This window comes from Halobacillus sp. ABR2_026 (assembly GCF_056158545.1).
The window spans coordinates 1,252,692-1,271,650 of sequence record NZ_JBSWTM010000001.1; the positions used below are offsets into that span (position 1 = coordinate 1,252,692).

Annotated in this window: 18 protein-coding genes; 14 read left to right on the forward strand and 4 right to left on the reverse strand. The window is 44.1% G+C overall.

The window, feature by feature from the left end:
• Positions 1-14: 14 nt before the first annotated feature.
• On the reverse strand, positions 15-1,250 hold the full coding sequence (locus ACXADE_RS06395) for a M20 family metallo-hydrolase (RefSeq protein ID WP_474979648.1): 1,236 nt from the start codon (positions 1,248-1,250) through the stop codon (positions 15-17).
• 229 nt (positions 1,251-1,479) lie between these two features.
• Here ACXADE_RS06395 and ACXADE_RS06400 point away from each other — a divergent pair, with 229 nt between their 5' ends.
• Complete coding sequence (locus tag ACXADE_RS06400; protein WP_474979649.1) at positions 1,480-2,454, forward strand: aminoglycoside phosphotransferase family protein; 975 nt, start codon at positions 1,480-1,482, stop codon at positions 2,452-2,454.
• A 90-nt stretch (positions 2,455-2,544) separates the two neighbouring features.
• Positions 2,545-2,769, forward strand: coding sequence for a hypothetical protein (locus ACXADE_RS06405; protein ID WP_474979650.1), 225 nt, complete (start codon positions 2,545-2,547; stop codon positions 2,767-2,769).
• 60 nt (positions 2,770-2,829) lie between these two features.
• Here ACXADE_RS06405 and ACXADE_RS06410 read toward each other — a convergent pair whose 3' ends face one another.
• Positions 2,830-3,015: a YjzC family protein gene (locus ACXADE_RS06410; RefSeq protein WP_146813902.1), complete on the reverse strand. Its 186-nt coding sequence runs from the start codon at positions 3,013-3,015 to the stop codon at positions 2,830-2,832.
• A 291-nt stretch (positions 3,016-3,306) separates the two neighbouring features.
• Between ACXADE_RS06410 and ACXADE_RS06415 the strand changes: the two genes are divergently transcribed.
• From ACXADE_RS06415 to ACXADE_RS06445, 7 genes are all read left to right on the forward strand, one after another.
• Complete coding sequence (locus ACXADE_RS06415) at positions 3,307-3,933, forward strand: FMN-dependent NADH-azoreductase (protein WP_474979651.1); 627 nt, start codon at positions 3,307-3,309, stop codon at positions 3,931-3,933.
• 172 nt (positions 3,934-4,105) lie between these two features.
• The gene (locus ACXADE_RS06420) at positions 4,106-5,080 is read left to right on the forward strand and encodes a cation diffusion facilitator family transporter (RefSeq protein ID WP_474979652.1); all 975 of its coding nucleotides are present in this window, start codon (positions 4,106-4,108) and stop codon (positions 5,078-5,080) included.
• 59 nt (positions 5,081-5,139) lie between these two features.
• The gene (locus ACXADE_RS06425) at positions 5,140-6,450 is read left to right on the forward strand and encodes a Glu/Leu/Phe/Val family dehydrogenase (RefSeq protein WP_474979653.1); all 1,311 of its coding nucleotides are present in this window, start codon (positions 5,140-5,142) and stop codon (positions 6,448-6,450) included.
• Between the two features lie 223 nt (positions 6,451-6,673).
• Positions 6,674-8,143 (forward strand): PTS mannitol transporter subunit IIBC, encoded by a 1,470-nt coding sequence (locus ACXADE_RS06430; protein ID WP_474979654.1) that lies wholly within the window; start codon positions 6,674-6,676, stop codon positions 8,141-8,143.
• A 230-nt stretch (positions 8,144-8,373) separates the two neighbouring features.
• Complete coding sequence (locus ACXADE_RS06435) at positions 8,374-10,467, forward strand: BglG family transcription antiterminator (protein ID WP_474979655.1); 2,094 nt, start codon at positions 8,374-8,376, stop codon at positions 10,465-10,467.
• 14 nt (positions 10,468-10,481) lie between these two features.
• On the forward strand, positions 10,482-10,919 hold the full coding sequence (locus ACXADE_RS06440; RefSeq protein ID WP_474979656.1) for a PTS mannitol transporter subunit IIA: 438 nt from the start codon (positions 10,482-10,484) through the stop codon (positions 10,917-10,919).
• A 1-nt stretch (position 10,920) separates the two neighbouring features.
• Positions 10,921-12,066 carry a mannitol-1-phosphate 5-dehydrogenase gene (locus ACXADE_RS06445; protein WP_474979657.1) on the forward strand — a complete coding sequence of 382 codons (1,146 nt, stop codon included), beginning with the start codon at positions 10,921-10,923 and terminating at the stop codon, positions 12,064-12,066.
• 127 nt (positions 12,067-12,193) lie between these two features.
• Here the strand turns inward: ACXADE_RS06445 and ACXADE_RS06450 are convergent, their stop codons facing one another.
• The gene (locus ACXADE_RS06450) at positions 12,194-12,937 is read right to left on the reverse strand and encodes an IucA/IucC family C-terminal-domain containing protein (protein ID WP_474979658.1); all 744 of its coding nucleotides are present in this window, start codon (positions 12,935-12,937) and stop codon (positions 12,194-12,196) included.
• Positions 12,938-13,004: 67 nt separating this feature from the next.
• Positions 13,005-13,127 (reverse strand): hypothetical protein, encoded by a 123-nt coding sequence (locus ACXADE_RS06455; protein WP_474979659.1) that lies wholly within the window; start codon positions 13,125-13,127, stop codon positions 13,005-13,007.
• A 29-nt stretch (positions 13,128-13,156) separates the two neighbouring features.
• On the opposite strand from ACXADE_RS06455, the gene ACXADE_RS06460 reads away from it, so the two are divergent.
• The 5 genes from ACXADE_RS06460 (at position 13,157) to ACXADE_RS06480 (ending at position 18,889) form a co-directional block, all read left to right on the forward strand.
• Entirely contained in the window at positions 13,157-14,986 is a 1,830-nt protein-coding gene (locus ACXADE_RS06460) for an IucA/IucC family protein (RefSeq protein ID WP_474979660.1), read from the forward strand.
• Positions 14,967-16,187, forward strand: a complete 1,221-nt coding sequence (locus tag ACXADE_RS06465) for an IucA/IucC family protein (RefSeq protein ID WP_474979661.1) — start codon at positions 14,967-14,969, stop codon at positions 16,185-16,187. The genes ACXADE_RS06460 and ACXADE_RS06465 overlap by 20 nt, the downstream gene beginning before the upstream one ends.
• Positions 16,188-16,189: 2 nt before the next feature.
• Positions 16,190-16,885 carry an IucA/IucC family C-terminal-domain containing protein gene (locus ACXADE_RS06470; RefSeq protein WP_474979662.1) on the forward strand — a complete coding sequence of 232 codons (696 nt, stop codon included), beginning with the start codon at positions 16,190-16,192 and terminating at the stop codon, positions 16,883-16,885.
• Between the two features lie 21 nt (positions 16,886-16,906).
• Positions 16,907-18,076, forward strand: coding sequence for a type III PLP-dependent enzyme (locus ACXADE_RS06475; RefSeq protein WP_474979663.1), 1,170 nt, complete (start codon positions 16,907-16,909; stop codon positions 18,074-18,076).
• A 168-nt stretch (positions 18,077-18,244) separates the two neighbouring features.
• Complete coding sequence (locus ACXADE_RS06480) at positions 18,245-18,889, forward strand: lysozyme family protein (RefSeq protein WP_474979664.1); 645 nt, start codon at positions 18,245-18,247, stop codon at positions 18,887-18,889.
• Positions 18,890-18,959 lie beyond the last annotated feature (70 nt).

Consider the following 18,959-nt stretch of genomic DNA (forward strand, 5'->3'; position numbering starts at 1 on the left):
TGAATTCCCTCCGACTAAGTTTGAGCAATTCTCAACGCCGTTTGATAAAGAAGCTCGACGCCTTGCTGCATATCTTCCATTTCGGCATATTCCAACGGATTATGGCTGATTCCCTTTTCGCAACGGACAAAGATCATGCCATAATCACTGATATAAGACATGAACAAGGCATCGTGAAAAGGTCCGCTCATCAAGGTTGGTGAATCATATCCCAGCTTTTCGTCCTCCGTTTTCATAATGTCTTTGATCCATTCTGCGCAATAGCGTGGATCACTACGCGTATCTTCTGTGATGGAGTATTGGAGATTCAGTTGTTTACTCGTACGTTCAATGATTTCATACAACTTCTTTTCGAGAGTAGTACGGGCTTCCAAGTCGATGTCACGTAAATCGATGGTGAATTCGACTTTTTCAGGGATGATGTTGCGGGAGTTCGGAAACGTTTGGACACTTCCGACCGTACCGACAGTATTTGGTGTCCCTTCTTTGCGGACCAGTTCATTGAACTCTTTTGTGATGATCGAAGCACCAAGAAATGCGTCCTGTCGCAAATTCATTGGTACAGACCCTGCATGGCCGGCAAAACCTTCAAGTGTGACGGTCAACCAGATGGGGCCTGATATAGCCGAGACAATTCCTACAGGTTTATTTTTTGACTCGAGAACCGGTCCCTGCTCGATGTGAAGCTCGAGAAAGGCTTTGATGTCCCCAGGCTTATAAACAGGGCTTTGTGAAAGATCGGGTTCCACACCGAATTCTCTTAAAGCTTCCAGACGGGTCATGCCGTTTTTGTCTTTGCGATTGATTTCACCATCTTCGAGTTGACCGATGAGTCCACGTACACCAAAAACTCCTTTGTTAAAACGCGACCCTTCTTCATCAGCGAAACAAACCACTTCAATGGAACGCTCAGGAGTTATGCCTTCCTCCTTTAATGTATGTACGACTTCAATAGCACCCAGAGCTCCCAATGTTCCATCAAACCGTCCTCCATACGGCTGGGAGTCGATATGTGATCCTAACATAAGAATTGGTTTCGTTTGGTCCCGTCCATCCAGACGTCCGACTAAATTTCCGAAACCATCGATATGTGTGTTCAACCCGGCTTCTTCCATCCAAATACGAACGGTATCAACAGCCTCACGATCTTCTTTAGAATGGGCAAGCCTGCATACACCTGTTTCGCCGATTTTACCGATTTCGGCTAAGGTTTCGATGTGTTCCTGAAATCTTTCCTTCTTAATTTTCAAGTTGGATCTCCTCCTTATTTGGACTAACTATACCAAGTTCGAAATTATCTGACAATTGACAAAATGTAAAATGTTGTCGTGGTGAGGAGGTGTATGGGAGAGGACTATTGAACCGAATATGGAAAGATGTGGTGAATCATTTCCTATGAAGAGGGAAGGTTCATAAGTTCTTTTTATCAAGAATTCCCCTGTAATTGGAAATAGAGAAATCAGCAAGGAGGGATGCTATATGAGTGTTAGGAGTGATGAAATGGCGATTAAGGAATGGGTGATGGCTTCAGATTTTGAGGTGGTGAATGAGAAAATGGACATTCAGTACATTTGGAACCCGGGAGGATTTGTGAACCGGTCCTATCAGCTGGATGGTGGGGGAAAACAATTACACTTAAAATTTGCTAAAAAAGAACATATCCAAAGGCTTCAACAATGGTTTTCGGTCCACGAATACTTAACAGAACAATACGATGCTCCTAAATTGTTCAAGGTGATTGAAGAGGAAATTGTTCCTCATCATCCCTATGGCTTAGTATTTGAATATTTCGATGGGGAAAAATGGGACGGAATCTTCCGATTGGATGACCTTATAAAGAAAGTGAATCAATTACATCATGATTGTCACTTGCGAGAGTATATCCACGGGGCAGGGGGAAGTTGTGCAGAGGCTATAAGGAACACTTTTATTCGCAGGCTCCGGGAAGATTTGGTCATCATTGATGGAAGGCGGGAGGAGTTGACATTCGTAGAGAAAGAAAGGTTTCCCTGGTTTCATAGAGTTGTGGATCAACTAGAAAGAGAAATCATGGAATCTCCAAGCTTTCAAGAACCGGCGGAAGCTGTGGTACACAATGATTTAACAAGGCAGAACATCCTGATGAATAAACGGGAATTCTGTATCATAGATTGGGATGATCTGACGATTGGAGATGCAGCAGCAGACTTTGCTTCATTACTCTGGCCCCAGGCGTTTACTAGAGAATGGTCTTCCATCGAAGAGAAAATCCGTATGATTATCGGGGACGCCGTCGTCGAGCGGATGAAACTGTACTTTAAAGCGGTACTATTAGATGAAATGATTGATGTACTGGCCGATTATATAGAAGCTGAAGAGATGCCTGAAGTGAAGGGACGGACCCAATTACGGGCGAAAGACGTCCATCTACAAGCGATGAAAACTTATAGGATGAGATATGGAAGCTCTTTATAGAGAGGAAACTTAGGAAGGTAAAATGTCCGCATGTTTGTCTCTTTTTTTACATACCCTATAGTAATAGAGGATACAATAGGGAGTGACAATATGGGTTTCACATACGGGAAAGATGAGCTGATCGGTGACTTACAGCAAGTGTTTGCCAGACATAATGTTCAATCCATCCGGGTCAAAGAGGCCGGCACATTGTTTCGTGTGGAGACTGATGGTTCACTTACGATCGGCATTGGAGCCACCATCACGTCCTTCGAACAACATCCTGACGATAAGCAGGCACCGGTGTTTAAAGTGATCAACGGGAAGAAAAAATGAGAAAAGTCCTGGGCAGGGGGATGTCCAGGACTTTTCTATGTGTTGATAATGTTAAATGGGTTACGCTTTTTTCCAATACGCAGCTTCTTTACTGGAACGTAGAGGAGGGAACGTATCGCCATTGCTCAATTCGATATGTTTCTCATCTTCTGTTACGTCGTTGTTTTTACGACCATCTACTAAACCATCAAATTCGTAAGTACCTGCTTCTGGAGCCTGTTCACCTGTTTTGTAACGATCAGCCATTTAGAAATACATCCTTTCGAATTTGTTTTTGTTGTGCGCACATAAGCTATATATCCGTATCGTTCAAATTGAAAACCTGTTTTTGTAAAAATGTTACATTTGAACGATTTTAGTTTTTCGAAGGGGTGTCGTTTGACATTTCACAGCAAAGTTACTAACATATAAAACATTGATATAGTATGTATAGCAACATCTTGAATTAAGATGAATGAATGTCATCCATTTGGAGCCTGACATTTATTCATCTCTCGGTTGCTGTAACAACTAATGATAAATATGGAGGTTCACACGATGACAAAAGTACTTTTCGTTAAAGCAAATTCCAGACCAATGGAGCAGTCGGTGAGCGTCAAGCTTTACCATACGTTCCTGGATAACTATAAACAGGTGCATCCTGAACACGAGATTGAAGAGCTTGATCTCTTCGAAGAAAACCTGGACTATTATGATAATGATAAAATCAATGGGATGTTCAAATTGGCCAAAGGCATGGAGCTTACACAGGATGAGGTAGAGGCGACAAATACTGTTACCGCTTATCTCGATCAATTCCTTGCTGCAGATAAAGTCGTCTTTGCCTTCCCATTGTGGAATTTCACGATTCCAGCCGTTCTGCATACGTACTTCGACTACCTGGCGCAAGCGGGTCAAACGTTCCGCTATACGGAAGAAGGTCCTGTTGGATTGCTTCCAGATAAGAAAGTTGCCATCCTGAATGCCCGCGGTGGTGTGTATTCAGAAGGGCCTGCGAAATCAGCAGAAATGGCCGTGAATTACGTGGAAAATATTTTAGGCTTCTGGGGAGTAGAGGACATCACAACACTTGTTGTTGAAGGTCACAACCAATTTCCGGACCGTGCAGATCAAATCATCGAAAATGGACTGGAAGAAGCAGCTGCAACAGCCGCCAGCTTCTAATTCATCTTCAATAAATCAAGGCATCCCAAACGCTGGGATGCTTTTTTTGCTGGGAATTATTGTATGACCTGGTACGGAAAAATTTGTAAGACCAGGTCATACATTTTATGGAATGAGAAAGTGGTTTTTTGTGGAAGCTAAAAGAAGGTGTGGGGATGGAAAGGGGTCTTGGATGCGCGAGTTTTGGTCTTTACTAAATAAAGGAAATAAACCGGCGATGTGGGCAAGTATTATTAATGCAATCATAGCCGTGATCAAAGGGGTAGCCTATGTGATTACGGGAAATGTGGCCATGTTTGCCGAGATGATGCACAGTATCGGCGACATGGCGAATCAATTGTTTGTATTCATTGGTTCGGCATTGAGTAAAAAAGCGCCCACGGACAAGTTCCCGAATGGATTTGCCCGCCTAGTCAATCTCGTTCTGCTGGGAGCCGTCATCATAGTCGGGATCCTTGCCTATGAGACGATTAAAGAAGGCATTCATCATATCCTTCATCCGCCCGCAGGAAGCTCATGGCTGTGGCTGAATTTGACGGTACTTGGAATTGCTGCTGTTTTGGAATCGTTTGTATTGTACAAGGCGATGAAAGAAGTTGCTAAGGATCTAGGAGAGGAAAACCTAAAAGGATTCGAAGTGGTGAAGGTAAGTTTGGCCAATGTAGGCGGGGCAAAACCGGCAACTAAATTAGTATTCCTGGAAGATATGGTGGCAACTGCAGGTGCTTTGATTGCTATGGCTTCGATCTTAATCGCTGCTTACACTCCTTTTCACACAGCGGAAGGATATGCCTCTGTCATCATTGGATTAATGCTTTTCTATGTCGTCGGTCGAATATTTCTTGATAATGCTGCGGGTGTCCTTGGGGCTGCTGATGAAGCCATGGAAGCGAAAATCGGACAATTTGTATTTGAACACCCTGAAGTGAGTGATATCCGAAAGCTGATGGTTATGAAAGAAGGGGAAGAGCTGCACGTGGAACTGAAACTGGAATTTGCCTCTGCGATGACAATAGGGGAAGTTGACCCTGTCATCCATGAAATCGAGAAGAAGATTCTCCGTCAGCGTGGAGTGACAGAAGTCATCATTGAAGCGGATAAAGATGATTCTCAGTTATCATGGGATCCTGAACAAGATAATGTGTAGTTATGTGGGAAAAAATGTATGACCTGGTCAACAAGAATTTACCAGTATGAGGTGGGACTATGGGTAAAGATACGTTTAATAAAGTGGAATCTGATATTATGACGCATGGCCACAATCCTTATGAAATTGTGAAGGCGCTTCTTAAGGAGTCTGTGGATGCGCTGGGTCTTCATGAAAACATCTATCAGTTATTGAAGAAACCGATGCGGGTGTTAGAAGTTTCTATTCCTGTCCGCATGGACGATGGGCGGATTAAAAACTACACGGGTTACCGTTCTCAGCACATGGATATACTCGGACCGACAAAAGGTGGGATTCGCTTCCATCCAGATGTCAATCTGGACGAGGTAAAGGCCTTATCCATTTGGATGTCTTTGAAATCCGCTATCATAGACCTTCCATTAGGAGGAGGAAAAGGCGGCGTCATTGTGGATCCTGAACAATTGTCTGAGCGGGAGCTGGAACAGCTGAGTCGGAATTATATTAAGAAAGTCACCCCGATCATCGGTCCGCAAAAAGATATACCGGCCCCTGACGTGAATACAAGTCCAAAAGTTATGGGGTGGATGATGGATGAATTCGATCAGCTGCGCGGCTATAATATCCCTGGCATGCTGACAGGAAAGCCGGTCGTTCTGGGAGGTTCGCGTGGAAGGCTGGAGGCAACGGGGCGAGGGGTGGTTTTTACCATCCGTGAAGCTTGCAAGGAGCTTGGAATTGATTTGGAGGGCGCAACTGCAGCTATTCAAGGATTCGGGAATGTTGGAAGTATGACAGCGAAATTTCTCAACGATTTGGGTGTGAAAATAGTGGCTGTTACAGACGCCAAGGGCGGCGTGTATAAAGAAGGAGGATTGGACATTCCTGATTTATTGGCTTTTACTAATCAAGGAGAGAACTATGCTTCCTCTTATGAAAAAGCAGAACCTATAACCAATGAAGAGATGTTTCGTCTACCTGTCGATATCCTCGTTCCTGCAGCAGTTGAAAATCAGGTGACAGAAGAAACGGCCTCCAACATTCAGGCGAAGATCGTAGCGGAAGCCGCCAACGGACCGACTACTCCAGCCGGAGACCAGGTTCTTGAGGAAAAAGGGATTTTTGTCATTCCGGATATTCTATGTAACGCAGGAGGAGTGACCGTCTCCTATTTTGAATGGGTCCAGAACAATATGAATTATTATTGGAAAGTAGATGAAATCAATAAGCAACTCGAAGAAAAAATGTTAGGCGGGTTTCAAAAAGTCATCCGCATGAAAGAAGAAAAGGGTTGTCGCATGCGTGACGCGGCTTACATGGTTGGAATCAGCCATCTTGTTAAAGCCATGGATGCGCGTGGATGGATCGGAGAAGTGGAAGATGAAGGGTGACAAAAAGCTGTTGTTCAGCAAACGAACAGCAGCTTTTTTCTATGGTTTTAACTAGGAAAAGAGGATGGTGATTCATAGCGAAATTGAATCTTTAGACCCCCTTTTTAAGATTTGTCACAGCTGTTTTGACAAAGCTGTATTTAGATTGTCTTGAGAACAAGGTTGTAACCGCTTTATTATGAAAGTACAGAAAAACTGAAATAAGAGACGAGGAGGAACTCTCATGAGTGAGAAACAACAAACAGGTGTAAGAGCTCGTGTTCAGCGGTTCGGAAGCTTTTTGAGCGGAATGATCATGCCGAACATTGGCGCGTTTATTGCTTGGGGTATTATAACAGCTTTATTTATTCCTGATGGATACTTTCCAAATGAAGACTTAGCAGAAATGGTCGGTCCTATGATCACCTACCTGCTGCCATTACTGATTGGTTTTACTGGTGGACGTCTTGTCCACGGCCTGCGCGGTGGTGTCGTAGGTGCGACAGCAACCATGGGGGTTATCGTCGGTGCAGACATTCCGATGTTCCTTGGAGCGATGCTGATTGGTCCGCTTGGTGGCTTGGCTATCAAATGGGTGGATAAACTATTTGAAGGAAAAGTTAAATCCGGTTTTGAAATGCTTGTCAATAACTTCTCTGCTGGGATCATTGGTGCCATCCTGGCGATTCTCGGATATTACATCATCGGTCCAATCATGTCAGGACTGACTAATATTCTTGGTTCAGCGGTTGAAGCTTTGGTCAATGCGGGACTGCTTCCGCTTGTTAACATATTCATTGAACCTGCAAAAATCTTGTTCTTAAATAATGCCATCAACCACGGGATTCTAAGTCCGATCGCAGTAGATCAAACCCAGGATCTTGGAAAGTCAATTCTTTTCCTACTTGAAACAAACCCAGGTCCTGGTTTAGGAATTCTTCTAGCTTTCAGTATATTTGGGAGAGGAGTTTCCAGGCAGACAGCACCAGGAGCGGCTATTATCCACTTCCTAGGTGGTATTCATGAAATCTACTTCCCGTACATTCTGTCCAAGCCTGCCTTGATTCTAGCAGCCATTGCGGGTGGTGTGACAGGTACGACGACTTTTGTTGCTTTTGGTGTCGGTTTGACAGCTACCCCTTCTCCAGGAAGTATTGTAGCTCTTATGCCATTAACAGCTAGAGGTGACCATCTTGGTGTCATCGCTGGTGTCCTGCTTGCAACATTGGCGTCATTTATCGTCGCTTCGTTAATACTGAAATTCAGCAAGAATGATGAAGAAGAGGACTTGAACGAAGCTACTGCGAAGATGGAACAGATGAAAGGGAAGAAGAGCTCCGTATCTGGTCAATTGAATGCAGAAGATAATGACGAGTCTGTACAAGAAAGTGCAGAAGAACGAAACACGGATGTTGTTCCTTCCGTTGATCGCAGTGATGTAGAAAAAATCATCTTTGCGTGTGATGCGGGAATGGGATCCAGTGCCATGGGATCTTCTCTATTGAAGAACAAATTCAAGAAAGCAGGCATCGATATTGATGTAACCAACATGGCCATTAATGATCTGCCAAGTGATGTGGATATTGTTATTACGCACAAAGATTTGACGGAACGTGCGGTCCAGCGTGTACCGAACGCTCACCATATCTCTGTCGATAACTTCTTGAACAGTCCAAAGTATGATGAACTCGTGAACGAGTTAAAATCTGAATAAAACCAGTTGAAGACCTGATCACTCTGATCAGGTCTTCTTTTTGAGATCGTCATACTTCAAGAGTGTCTAAGGACATCCTTTCTGATGTTTTTAAATAGGTTATTAAATTTTGTCGCAACTTATGTGACGAAGATGACATTTCTAATGATTGAAAACCCTTTCGAACCATCCTATCATAGAAGTATAGAAACGGTATTTATTAAATCTTGTCCTTCAAGGAGGTGGATTTGATGTATGTTACAGGTCGGGAAAGAAAAATACTGGATCGTCTGCTTAGTCAGGAAGATCAAGTAACCGTCAAACAGCTTGCTGAAGAGCTTGGGATCAGCACAAGAACGGTCCATCGGGATTTAAAGGGGATTTCTGAATTATTATCAGACAAAGAGTTGACCCTTGAAAAAGAGGGTGGCGGGGTGTTGTTGATTACCGGGGCATTGGACCGGATGAAATCTCTCAGAATGGAATTAAGCCAGCAGGCCTCTGTTGACTATACACCGGAAGAGCGGCATGTTCTCATTTTATCCAAGCTTCTGGAAACACGGGAGCCGGTGAAGCTGGTGGCCATTGCGAATGATCTTGGTGTAACTGTGGCAACGATCAGTCATGACCTTGATAAAATCGAAGATCATCTCAAGGACTTTCATTTAAAGCTTGTAAGAAAAAGAGGGTATGGAGTAGAAGTCATCGGAGAGGAAGCGAAAATACGTGAAGCCATCAGTCATTTAATCATGGCTCATATGAATGAACTCGACTTTTTCTCTTTGTTAAGGCAGAACATTCAGGAAGGCTTTCAGACAGAGGGAGACTCCCTGTCAGGGCAGCTCCTTGATATTGTAAGTCATGAAACACTTGCCTTGATTGAGCATTATGTCGATGAGCTGCGCGAGGACTTATCGTACCCACTTGCTGACAGTGCCTATATTGCATTGGTCGTCCACCTCGCTTTAGCGATTGAACGAATGCAGCAAGGGGAAAAGATTCATATGGATGAATCTCAATTGGAGAAACTCCGGTCCACAAAAGAATTTTCTTTCGCCGAAGACTTGATCGCTCAGCTGGCAGATGCGTTTCACCTTTCCATCCCAGAAGCCGAAACCGGACATATCACCATGCATTTAATGGGTGCCAAAGCAAGATATAACCGGGATGCTTCGATCGAGGAATCGAACATGAGCATCGCATTTAAAACGAAGCAGTTGATTGCCAAAGTTTCCAAACGGGTCGGAACGAATTTCAATCATTATGATCGTCTGTTGAATGATCTGGTCGTCCATTTGAAACCAAGTGTATACAGGCTCGAACACAATATGGACATCGAAAATTCTTTCACAGATCAAATGGAAGAAGATTATCCAGTGCTTTTTGAACAGGTGGAGACATGCCTTCAGGAAGTTTTTCCAGGATTGCATTTCCCCCGCGAAGAGGTCGCTTTTATCGTCATGCACTTTGCTTCTGCTCTGTTGAATATGGAAGGTGTAGCAGGCATCCACGTGCTCGTCGTTTGTTCAAGCGGAATTGGTACTGCAAAGATGTTAGCAGCTAAACTGCAGAAAAAATTCAATGAGGTTGAAGAGGTAGAACACCATTCCTTGTTTGAATTGAAGGAAATGGATGTGTCCAACTACGACCTCATTGTATCGACGATTCCTCTTGGTGATGTAGAGGATTATGTGCAGGTAAGTCCAGTTTTACCTCGTAAGGATATTCACAAAATTGAGCATGCCATAAGACGTGTCCGTGTTACAAAGCAAATGCAGAAGCCTGTGAAAGAAAAGAAACCTGAAGAAAATCAGTCTTATGAAGCGGTGCTTATGAATTTGGAAGCCATTGAACGATATGTGCGTCATGTAACGGAGGTTATCCGTCATTTGCAAGTGAAACACATCGAAGCATCAGCTGTGGATGAGGCTCTCAAACAAGCGGTCCATCATTTAGAAGAAACAGGTTTGATCACGGATGTAGATGCCATCGTTGGACACTTGCTGGAAAGGGAACGAGTCGGTGGCCTGGGCATACCGGAGACGAGTCTTGCGCTCTATCATGCCCGCACCCCTTCCATTGCTCAGCCTTCGTTTACCATTCATCTCCTGAATCAACCGATTGAGATTCAGGGGATGGATGGAGAGTCAATGACCATCAAAACCATTTTACTCATGCTTGCACCTGAAGCCCCTAGCCAGGAGGGTCTTGAGACTTTAAGTTTCATCAGCTCTCTTATCGTGGAGGATGAAGAATGCATATCGATTTTGGAATCTGAAAATGAAGAGAAGATGCTGGATTATTTAGCCAGCCAGCTTTATAAATTTTTAAAATCTAAAAATTAAGGGAGTTTTTTACAATGACAACAAACATTTTGAAAAAAGAAAACATCGAATTGAACAAGAGCTTGGCAACGAAAGAAGAAGCCATTCGCTATGTAGGCGGTATTTTGAATGAACAAGGTTATGTAGATGCTTCTTATATTGAAGAAATGCTGAAGCGTGAAGAAATCACGTCTACATTCATGGGGAACTTCGTGGCTATTCCTCATGGTACAGAGGATGCGAAAAAAGCGGTAAATGAAACAGGGATTTCCGTGGTCACTGTGCCGGAGGGTGTTGACTTTGGAGATGGAAACATCGTGAAGCTGCTCATCGGTATTGCAGGGAAAGGAAACGAGCATTTGGAAATCCTTTCTCAAATCGCGATTGTATGTTCAGAAGAGGAGAATGTTGAGAAATTGATCGCTGCTGAAACGAAAGACGAAGTTATCCAGACGTTCAGCGAGGTGGAGTAAGATGAAAGCTGTTCATTTTGGAGCAGGAAATATAGGGCGAGGATTTATCGGAGCACTTCTTGATCAGTCCGGATTTCAGACGGTTTTTGTCGATGTGAATGAAGGTCTGATCGACCTTTTGAATGAACAAAAGCAGTATGCCGTAGAACTGGCAGGCGATGACTCCACCATTCAGGTCAAGAATGTAAGCGGATTGAACAGTATCAAGCAGCCGGAAAAAGTGGTGGAAGCGATTGCTGAGGCAGATTTGGTTACTACGGCGGTCGGCCCAAATATTCTTCCTATCATTTCTAAGCTATTAGCTGAAGGTTTGGAAATGCGTATGAAAGATAATGGTGGATCCTTGAATGTCATCGCTTGTGAGAATATGATCGGCGGTACGGAAGTGTTGAAGCAGCACGTAAAGGAGAATTTGAATGCAGATCTGCACCAGGAACTGGAAAACTCCATCGGATTTCCTAACGCAGCTGTAGATCGTATTGTTCCTGATCAGCATAATGACAATCCTTTGACAGTAAAGGTCGAACCTTACTATGAATGGGTAGTAGAAACTCCATCTATAAAAGGAGTTCGTCCTGAAGTAGAAGGAATCACTTACGTGGAGGATTTGACGCCGTATATTGAGCGGAAATTGTTTACCGTGAATACGGGCCATGCAGCTACAGCGTATCTTGGCAGTCTTTATGGTCATTCCACAATAAAGGAAGCGATGGATGACCCTAATGTAAAAGCTAAAGTTGAAGGTGCCTTAAGTGAGACGGGTGCTGTACTTATTGAGAAATATGGATTTGGAAATGAACAGCATCAGTCTTATATCAACCAGATTTTGAATCGTTTCCTTAACCCGGATTTGTCCGACGAAGTCACACGTGTCGGGCGTGCTCCTATCCGTAAGCTCGGACCGAAAGATCGCCTAGTTCGTCCAGCAAGCGAATATATTCAAATCGTAGGCGGAGAGCCGACACACCTTGTAGAGGTCATCGCTGCAGCGCTGCTCTACAAGAATGAGCAGGATGAAGAAGCCAAAGAGTTGCAGCAAAAGCTGCAAAGGTCAGGCATGAAAGAAACCTTCCGTCAAATAGCTGAATTAGATGAGAATGACAAGTTAGTCAGTCTCGTAGAGCAAACTTATAAAGAACTAAGATAAAGCCATCCCCGTGGGCCCACCCACGGGGATTTTTCCACCCTTTAAATTGGAAAAATATGTTGTACCAGGTCATACATATTCTTCCAACGATATGCACAAATAAAGCCTTGAATACGGGTTCAAGGCTTTATTTGATCCGGCTATCGCGTTCCTGATCGGAGATAAGCGGACAGGTAGGACAGCATTTGGATTTGTCAGCATTATGAAGCATGTATTTCATGCAGCAATGCTGTCGTACATAAGTTTCTTTGCCGTTGTCTGCCTGGTAGAAACGAAAATGGAAGTGAAGAGGGTTTTTTCGTTGTCCTTTGAACAACTCCTGGCTTGTGAACCAGTGAAAGACAGTGTCTACCCACTCCTCTTTGAAGTCTTTGGGTAAGGTATACTTCCGTTGATGGAGGTTATGGGAGACGATGGACCGCATGTGGGCCGCTTTACATTTGGAAACTGCGGCAACGGTCTGGAACAATGGATGTAAGTGCATGGTAAGGAATGTATGAATATATTCCTTTACCTTATCTTCAGGCAGGGATTCGATTTTGTGCACAGCCTTTTCATCAACCATATAATTCATCGCGTTTTTCTCTTTCAATTCCAGGCTGACATTTTCAGGGGCAGCGTCGATGACGACTCCATGCTTAATCATCGTTTCAAACAAACCCATCGTTAAGACGGAGTACATCTTTCCGAACAACAGCCCAGTGACGGCCTGATTTGGTGCGCCAAGCTGATTTTTTTGTATAGTTAAAAGTTCTCTCATCTTTTGTTTGTTATGGATCAGATCATCGACCTTGTAATGAGCACGGTCTTTGTGTTCAGAACCGATAAACAGGCGATGATCGTTCTGAATTTGTTCATAAACTCGTTTCATTTCGATGTCTCCCCATCAAAAGCGTTAGTATTGATGATAACTGTTATCAATTATAAAATAAAATCTATCATACAACAACATAGGCAGCATAATGCTCCGGGGTTTGAGCGTATGCTAAGGCTGTAGACTGACCCGTTGTGATTACACCAATTGGTTTAAGGGAATAGGCTAATTTACGATACAGATTCATACCTTTTACTCTATGGAGGTGAAGAAGTTTTGGAAGCTGAACAATGGATTCAAAAAAAGTTGCCTGCATATGCAGGTGATTTTCCGGAATATAAGAAAATGGCCGAAACAATCACATTGCATCAACTAATTCAAGCGGTTTATCGAGAGGGGATTGTGGAAGCCAAATGGCAGAACCACTCAAAGACATTGGTTCTGTTCGTAGAGGATGGGAAATTGCTCGTCCCTATATCCCATCATTACATATTGCATCACATAGACATAGATGGAGACATCATTCATGTCAATCAGGCAAAAACACGGACTAACGTCGATAGTCTCGAGAAATGTTTGCCACTTCTTTTCCCGGGAAATAATGCAGCGGGTTTTTTAAGAGAAGTATGGAACAGTGTAACGAATCTGGCGATGGCGCTGACAGTCGCAGCCTATAGAAAAGCCACGTTAAATGATACCGCCGCCGATGTTCTAGCCTATGCTTCAAAGCAAAAGAGTCCTCTTTCGTTTTTTGAACAATGGGTGATCCAAGGTCACAGCCTCCACCCCTGCAGCCGTACAAGATTAGGCTTAAGCACGGAAGATGTAACAGCCTATGCTCCTGAATGGGAAGGCCGCCCGAAGATTCTGCCCCTGCTCGTGCATAAAGAGAGGTATCATATGACATCAAGGGATGGGGAAAGTCCCAAATCTATTCTCTTCCACGAATACCCTTATATTAAGTCAGCGTACATCGAAGCATGCTTGAAGAATGACGTGGATGGTGAGGATTATGACATCATTCCCATACATCCGTGGCAGTGGGAACATACCATTGCAAAGTTTTATAAAACGGCGTTGAAAGAAAAATCACTGATTCCACTGACAGAAGCTGTCATCCCTTCCTCGGCCTTGATTTCTTTCCGAACCCTGGCCCCTGCTGACAGTCGAGCAAAATCTCATATTAAAACGGCCGTCAATGTTCAGATGACGAGTGCTGTCCGGACGGTAAGTGCGGCCTCGACAAAAAATGGTCCTGTTTTGTCCCGACTGTTTAAGAAAATCCTCCATCATGATGACAGCCTTAGGTCGTCTCTTGAGGTGATGGGGGAAAGGGCTGGCATTCATTATGTGCCGGTTCAGGAAGAAGAAAGGGTCTTTTTAGAGAAAAATGCTGCAGCGATCCTCAGGGAAAATCCCGAGCAAAGCCTGGATCGCGATGTGGTGGCTATTCCTGCTGCATCGCTGATTGCTCAGTCCCCTTTTTCTGAGAAATTGATCGTGGAGGAACTAGCGGAACGTTATCCTTCTCTGGAGGCATTCATCTATGATTATGCCAAAGCTGTTCTGCCAGGCGTTCTTACTTTGATGACAAAATACGGAATTAGTATGGAAGCTCACTTGCAGAACTGCGTCGTGCTTTTTAAGAAAGAAAAGCCTGAAAAAGTGATTCTACGTGATTACGGCGGGATCAGGGTGATGAAGGACCGGTTGAATCGCTTTGGTCAAAGTACCATTGATCCAAGCACCCATATACTCGCCAAAAGCCGGTCTGAGCTTGTTGATGTTTTTTCCCATGCTCTTTTCCACAATCACTTTGGGGAGATTATCGTAGCTTTGGCTAGAAGGACTACTGTAAATGAAGAAGTCCTATGGGAGCAGGTAGAGAAAGTGATTGAAGAGACGTATCAAGGGTTGAAAAAAGACCCTCTGATTCCGGCAGGATCCCTTCAAGATAAAGGGGAGATTTTGAGGAAGCCCACCAAAATGAAGGCGCTCGTGAAGATGCGATTGTCTGATCAATATATGGAAAACCTTTATGTCGAACTTCCTCGACCTTTTACTACGAGAAGTGAGGTGAACGAAGATGATTTTGCCAATGACTGACCTTGCAGACAAACCTCATCGGGATTTGCGTAAACAGGAAGATATGGCAAGGGAATATATAAAGAAGACCCATCTTGATTATGAAACAGAATTTAATTCCTTCGTTGGAGAAGGACGAAAAGGGATCTTATTGAAGCTTTCCCATTCCATATTGAGAGAGAATATTGATGACCTTTATACAAGAGCGTCTCATGTTAAAGGCTCGGATCTCTATTTGAAACGAAAAGTAAAGGGTGGACTTGAGAAAGACCGCACATATTTGTGGGTAAAGAAGGATGGTCACGAACTTCTTTTTCCACTTAAAGGTATGTCGGCATACCGACATGTTGAGGTGGATGTTCCCTTAAAGGTCGAAAATCGGCAAACGATACCTGTGGAGTCGGCAGGAGAACTTGTCTATCTCCTATTTCCCAAACAAGAGTACCCTTGTCGCGATCTATTTGTCGATGAGCTTAATAATGGAACGGTCAACCTTACCCTTGCTTTGACTTTTCATAAACCGTGGATAGAAAAGATAAGGGCAGAAGCTGGGATATACGACATAACCTCTTCCCTGGACTATGTATTGAAAAAAAGAAAAGGGGCGGCGTTGTACTTTGAACAGTTGGTTGTAGACGGCCATCACCTCCATCCAGGGGCAAAAACAAAGATAGGGCTGACGTATGAAGATACATACCGTTACTCTCCTGAATTTCATCAGACCTTTCCGCTTCGTCTGGCAGCCGTAGAAAATTCAGCGCTAATAAGTACAGGAGCTTCGTTTGGCTCTCTTTTTCCACAAGCATCGGAGGCAGGGAAGCGTGAGCTTGAGCAGCGTGGTTTTTCATCAAGTGCTTTTACGATCCTGCCTGTTCATCCATGGCAATATGACCACGCGATTCCTGATATTTATCATGATGAACTTGAGGAAGGGACCATCATTTTATTATCTTCCACACCAGTAAACGTACAGGCGACTTCTTCGTTTCGCACAGTCGCTCCACAGGATGATAGTGCTCCTGTTCTTAAGCTTGCCGTAAATAGCCAAATGACTTCGACTGTTCGGTCGATTTCTATGCAGACAGCAATGAATTCAACCGTTTTTTCGAACATGATCGAAGAAATCTTAAATCGAGAGCCTCATTTGAAATTCTTTCTTCCGTTGAACGAATGGGGGGAGCTGCGTTCCGTTCGGAAGATCAATGGAAGAGCAGGAATTTGACTATGCTGATCAGAGAACCCCTCACCTCCCATTTGAAGGAAGGTGAGGTGGCCGTTGCTGGGATGAGTTTGTACTCCCAATCCCCCATCAGCGGTATGACCATCCTTCATGAACTGGTTCAAAAATTCAAGACGACCCATGAGTTTACGCGTAGCGAGGCAGCGAAGAACTTCTTCATTGAATATATTGATAAAATCCTCCCGGGCTATCTCACATTAATGGTCAAGTATGGGGTCGCTCTGGAAGGACACTTGCAAAACAGTATTCCGGTATTTAAGGATGGACGATTGACCCGATTCTTCTTCCGCGACTGGGGTGGAGCACGTATCCATGCCGACCGCCTTAACAAGCAGGGGCTCTGTCCTGCATTTGCCACGGGTTCTGTAAGTGTGACGAATGACCTTTCGTCCATGCATAATAAACTGTATTACACTGTTTTTCAAAATCACCTCGGAGAAATCATCCGGCAGCTCGTCGAATACGGAGGAATTGATGAAGAAGTGCTTTGGGCAGATGTGAAAGATAAGGTGGACGAAACACTGAGACGTTTGTCCCGTGAGAAGGAGCTTGAAACGCCTGTGAAGGAGGATCGGAATTTTCTTTTTCAGAAGGTAGTCATGCACAAGTCTCTAACTAAAATGAGATTGTTGAACCGAAAAGGGGATGTGTACACAGAAGTACCTAACCCTTTAGCTTGAGGAAAGTGTGAGGATGCAGCTATGAATGTGGAACAACTGATCAAAAAGCAAAAAGAAAAGCAGGAGGGGCCGCTGTGTGCTTATATTTATAATCTTAAAGAACTTCGCCAGCACGTATCTTCCATGAAGGAGAGCCTCCCTTCCTTCTGCCGGCTTTTTTACGCGATGAAAGCAAACCCGGATTTGCGCATTTTAGGTACTCTTGCTCCTTTAGTTGACGGATTTGAAGTCGCATCTGGCGGTGAACTGGCAAAGTCAAAAGAAGCATCGGCGGTTTTTTTTGGTGCACCGGCGAAAAAGGATGAGGAATTAAGAATGGCCATTGAAAAGGGAGTGGAAGCTGTCAACGTCGAAAGCCTCCATGACTTGAATCGTATCCATTGGCTGTCCAAGGAAAAGAATACCGTGACACCGATTTTACTCCGCGTGAACTTACAAGGAGAGGTTCCGGAGAGTCATCATATGATGTCCGGTGTCCCCACTCAGTTTGGAATCGATGAACGCGAAGTGCCCGCATTGATCAACAAGGCGTTGGAAATGGATCATGTGAAGGTCCAGGGTTTTCACTTTCATGCGATGTCCAACAATTTGGATGCGGTCGCTCACCTTACATTCGTTACCATTTGTCTGGAAAAAACAAAACAGTGGCGAGACAGATTCAACTTATCCTTAGAGGTGGTTGATATCGGGGGCGGCATTGGTTTGAATTATTGGAATCCTGAAGCAGGGTTCGATTGGAAGCACTTCGCTGCCGGCCTTCATGACCTGGAGCACCAAATGGACGGGCTGACCCTTATCCTGGAAATCGGTCGGTACATGATCGGGGCAGCTGGTCGCTATGCAGCAGAAGTCATCGATGTGAAAACGACCCATGATCATCACTTTGCTCTCATACGGGGAGGGACCCATCATTTGAGACTACCTGCCGCCTGGAAAATGAGCCACCCTTTTTCCATTTGTCATGTGGATATGTGGGATTTTCCCTATGAACGGCCTGGGGTAAAGGACAAAGAGGTATCGATTGCCGGGGAACTCTGTACGCCGAATGATCTGCTTGTCAAAAATCAGCCCATAGAAAAAATTAGAGCTGGGGATATCGTCATCTTCCAGTATGCAGGGGCTTATGCATGGACGATCTCTCATCATGAATTTCTAAGCCATCCAAAACCTGCATTCATTTATATCGAGTGAAACCGTCACAGCTTGTGACGGTTTTTTTATTCGTTCGGTTCAAACAGTCTATTCAATGAACGCTCAAAGGCAATTATCTATGTGGTTTTTCCAATGCATATTCAGAGCCAATCTGATAGGAACATGATAAGCTTAAGAAAGAATAGCGTCGAATGAAGGGGGAGAAGGGTGAGAAAACAAAAAAAGAACTTTCGTTCATGGGGAGCGTACCTTCTCCCTTTATTTCTGCTCGGGCTCGTATTATTTGCCATGAAAAGTCAATGGGGAGGCGGTATGATGAGCAGTATGACAGACGAAGAAGAGGATTCTGATCTACCTCGACAGGTGCTGCAGTATGAAGAGGAAATCGAGACGTACGCTGAACAGGAAGGCATCAGGGAGTACAAAGATATTCTCCTGGCTTTGATGATGCAGGAATCCGGAGGGCGGGGGGATGATCCTATGCAAGCTTCGGAATCGTCCTGTGGATCGGTCGGCTGTATTGAAAAACCTGAGCAGTCGATCAAACAGGGGGTAGCCTATTTCGCAAAGACGTTGGAACGGTCCAATGGAGATGTGAAACTTGCTCTGCAGTCCTATAATTTTGGTGCGGGGTTCATTGACTATGTTATGGATAACGGGGGAGAGTATACGCAGGAACTGGCCATCGAATTTTCCTCCAATAAATATGAAGAGCTCCGTCATACAGGAAAATACAGCTGTATACGTGAAGAAGCAGAGCAGTATAATGCTTGTTATGGAGACATCTATTACGTGGATGCCGTCCTGCAGTATTATGAAGCGGATGGAGATTTGTTAGCATCCTCATCCTGAATCCAGTGCAAAGAAAGACTCAAACCAACAAAAGGTTTGAGTCTTTTATTATCTGGTCCTCGAAATGAAT

What these genes read in the sequence shown, in the direction of transcription:
- ACXADE_RS06400 (WP_474979649.1), top strand. Translation starts at nt 1,480, where the DNA reads ATGAGTGTTAGGAGTGATGAAATGGCGATTAAGGAATGGGTGATGGCT.
- ACXADE_RS06405 (WP_474979650.1), top strand. Translation starts at nt 2,545, where the DNA reads ATGGGTTTCACATACGGGAAAGATGAGCTGATCGGTGACTTACAGCAA.
- ACXADE_RS06410 (WP_146813902.1), bottom strand. Translation starts at nt 3,015, where the DNA reads ATGGCTGATCGTTACAAAACAGGTGAACAGGCTCCAGAAGCAGGTACT.
- ACXADE_RS06415 (WP_474979651.1), top strand. Translation starts at nt 3,307, where the DNA reads ATGACAAAAGTACTTTTCGTTAAAGCAAATTCCAGACCAATGGAGCAG.
- ACXADE_RS06420 (WP_474979652.1), top strand. Translation starts at nt 4,106, where the DNA reads ATGCGCGAGTTTTGGTCTTTACTAAATAAAGGAAATAAACCGGCGATG.
- ACXADE_RS06425 (WP_474979653.1), top strand. Translation starts at nt 5,140, where the DNA reads ATGGGTAAAGATACGTTTAATAAAGTGGAATCTGATATTATGACGCAT.
- ACXADE_RS06430 (WP_474979654.1), top strand. Translation starts at nt 6,674, where the DNA reads ATGAGTGAGAAACAACAAACAGGTGTAAGAGCTCGTGTTCAGCGGTTC.
- ACXADE_RS06435 (WP_474979655.1), top strand. Translation starts at nt 8,374, where the DNA reads ATGTATGTTACAGGTCGGGAAAGAAAAATACTGGATCGTCTGCTTAGT.
- ACXADE_RS06440 (WP_474979656.1), top strand. Translation starts at nt 10,482, where the DNA reads ATGACAACAAACATTTTGAAAAAAGAAAACATCGAATTGAACAAGAGC.
- ACXADE_RS06445 (WP_474979657.1), top strand. Translation starts at nt 10,921, where the DNA reads ATGAAAGCTGTTCATTTTGGAGCAGGAAATATAGGGCGAGGATTTATC.
- ACXADE_RS06450 (WP_474979658.1), bottom strand. Translation starts at nt 12,937, where the DNA reads ATGAAACGAGTTTATGAACAAATTCAGAACGATCATCGCCTGTTTATC.
- ACXADE_RS06455 (WP_474979659.1), bottom strand. Translation starts at nt 13,127, where the DNA reads ATGAATCTGTATCGTAAATTAGCCTATTCCCTTAAACCAATTGGTGTA.
- ACXADE_RS06465 (WP_474979661.1), top strand. Translation starts at nt 14,967, where the DNA reads ATGATTTTGCCAATGACTGACCTTGCAGACAAACCTCATCGGGATTTG.
- ACXADE_RS06470 (WP_474979662.1), top strand. Translation starts at nt 16,190, where the DNA reads ATGCTGATCAGAGAACCCCTCACCTCCCATTTGAAGGAAGGTGAGGTG.
- ACXADE_RS06475 (WP_474979663.1), top strand. Translation starts at nt 16,907, where the DNA reads ATGAATGTGGAACAACTGATCAAAAAGCAAAAAGAAAAGCAGGAGGGG.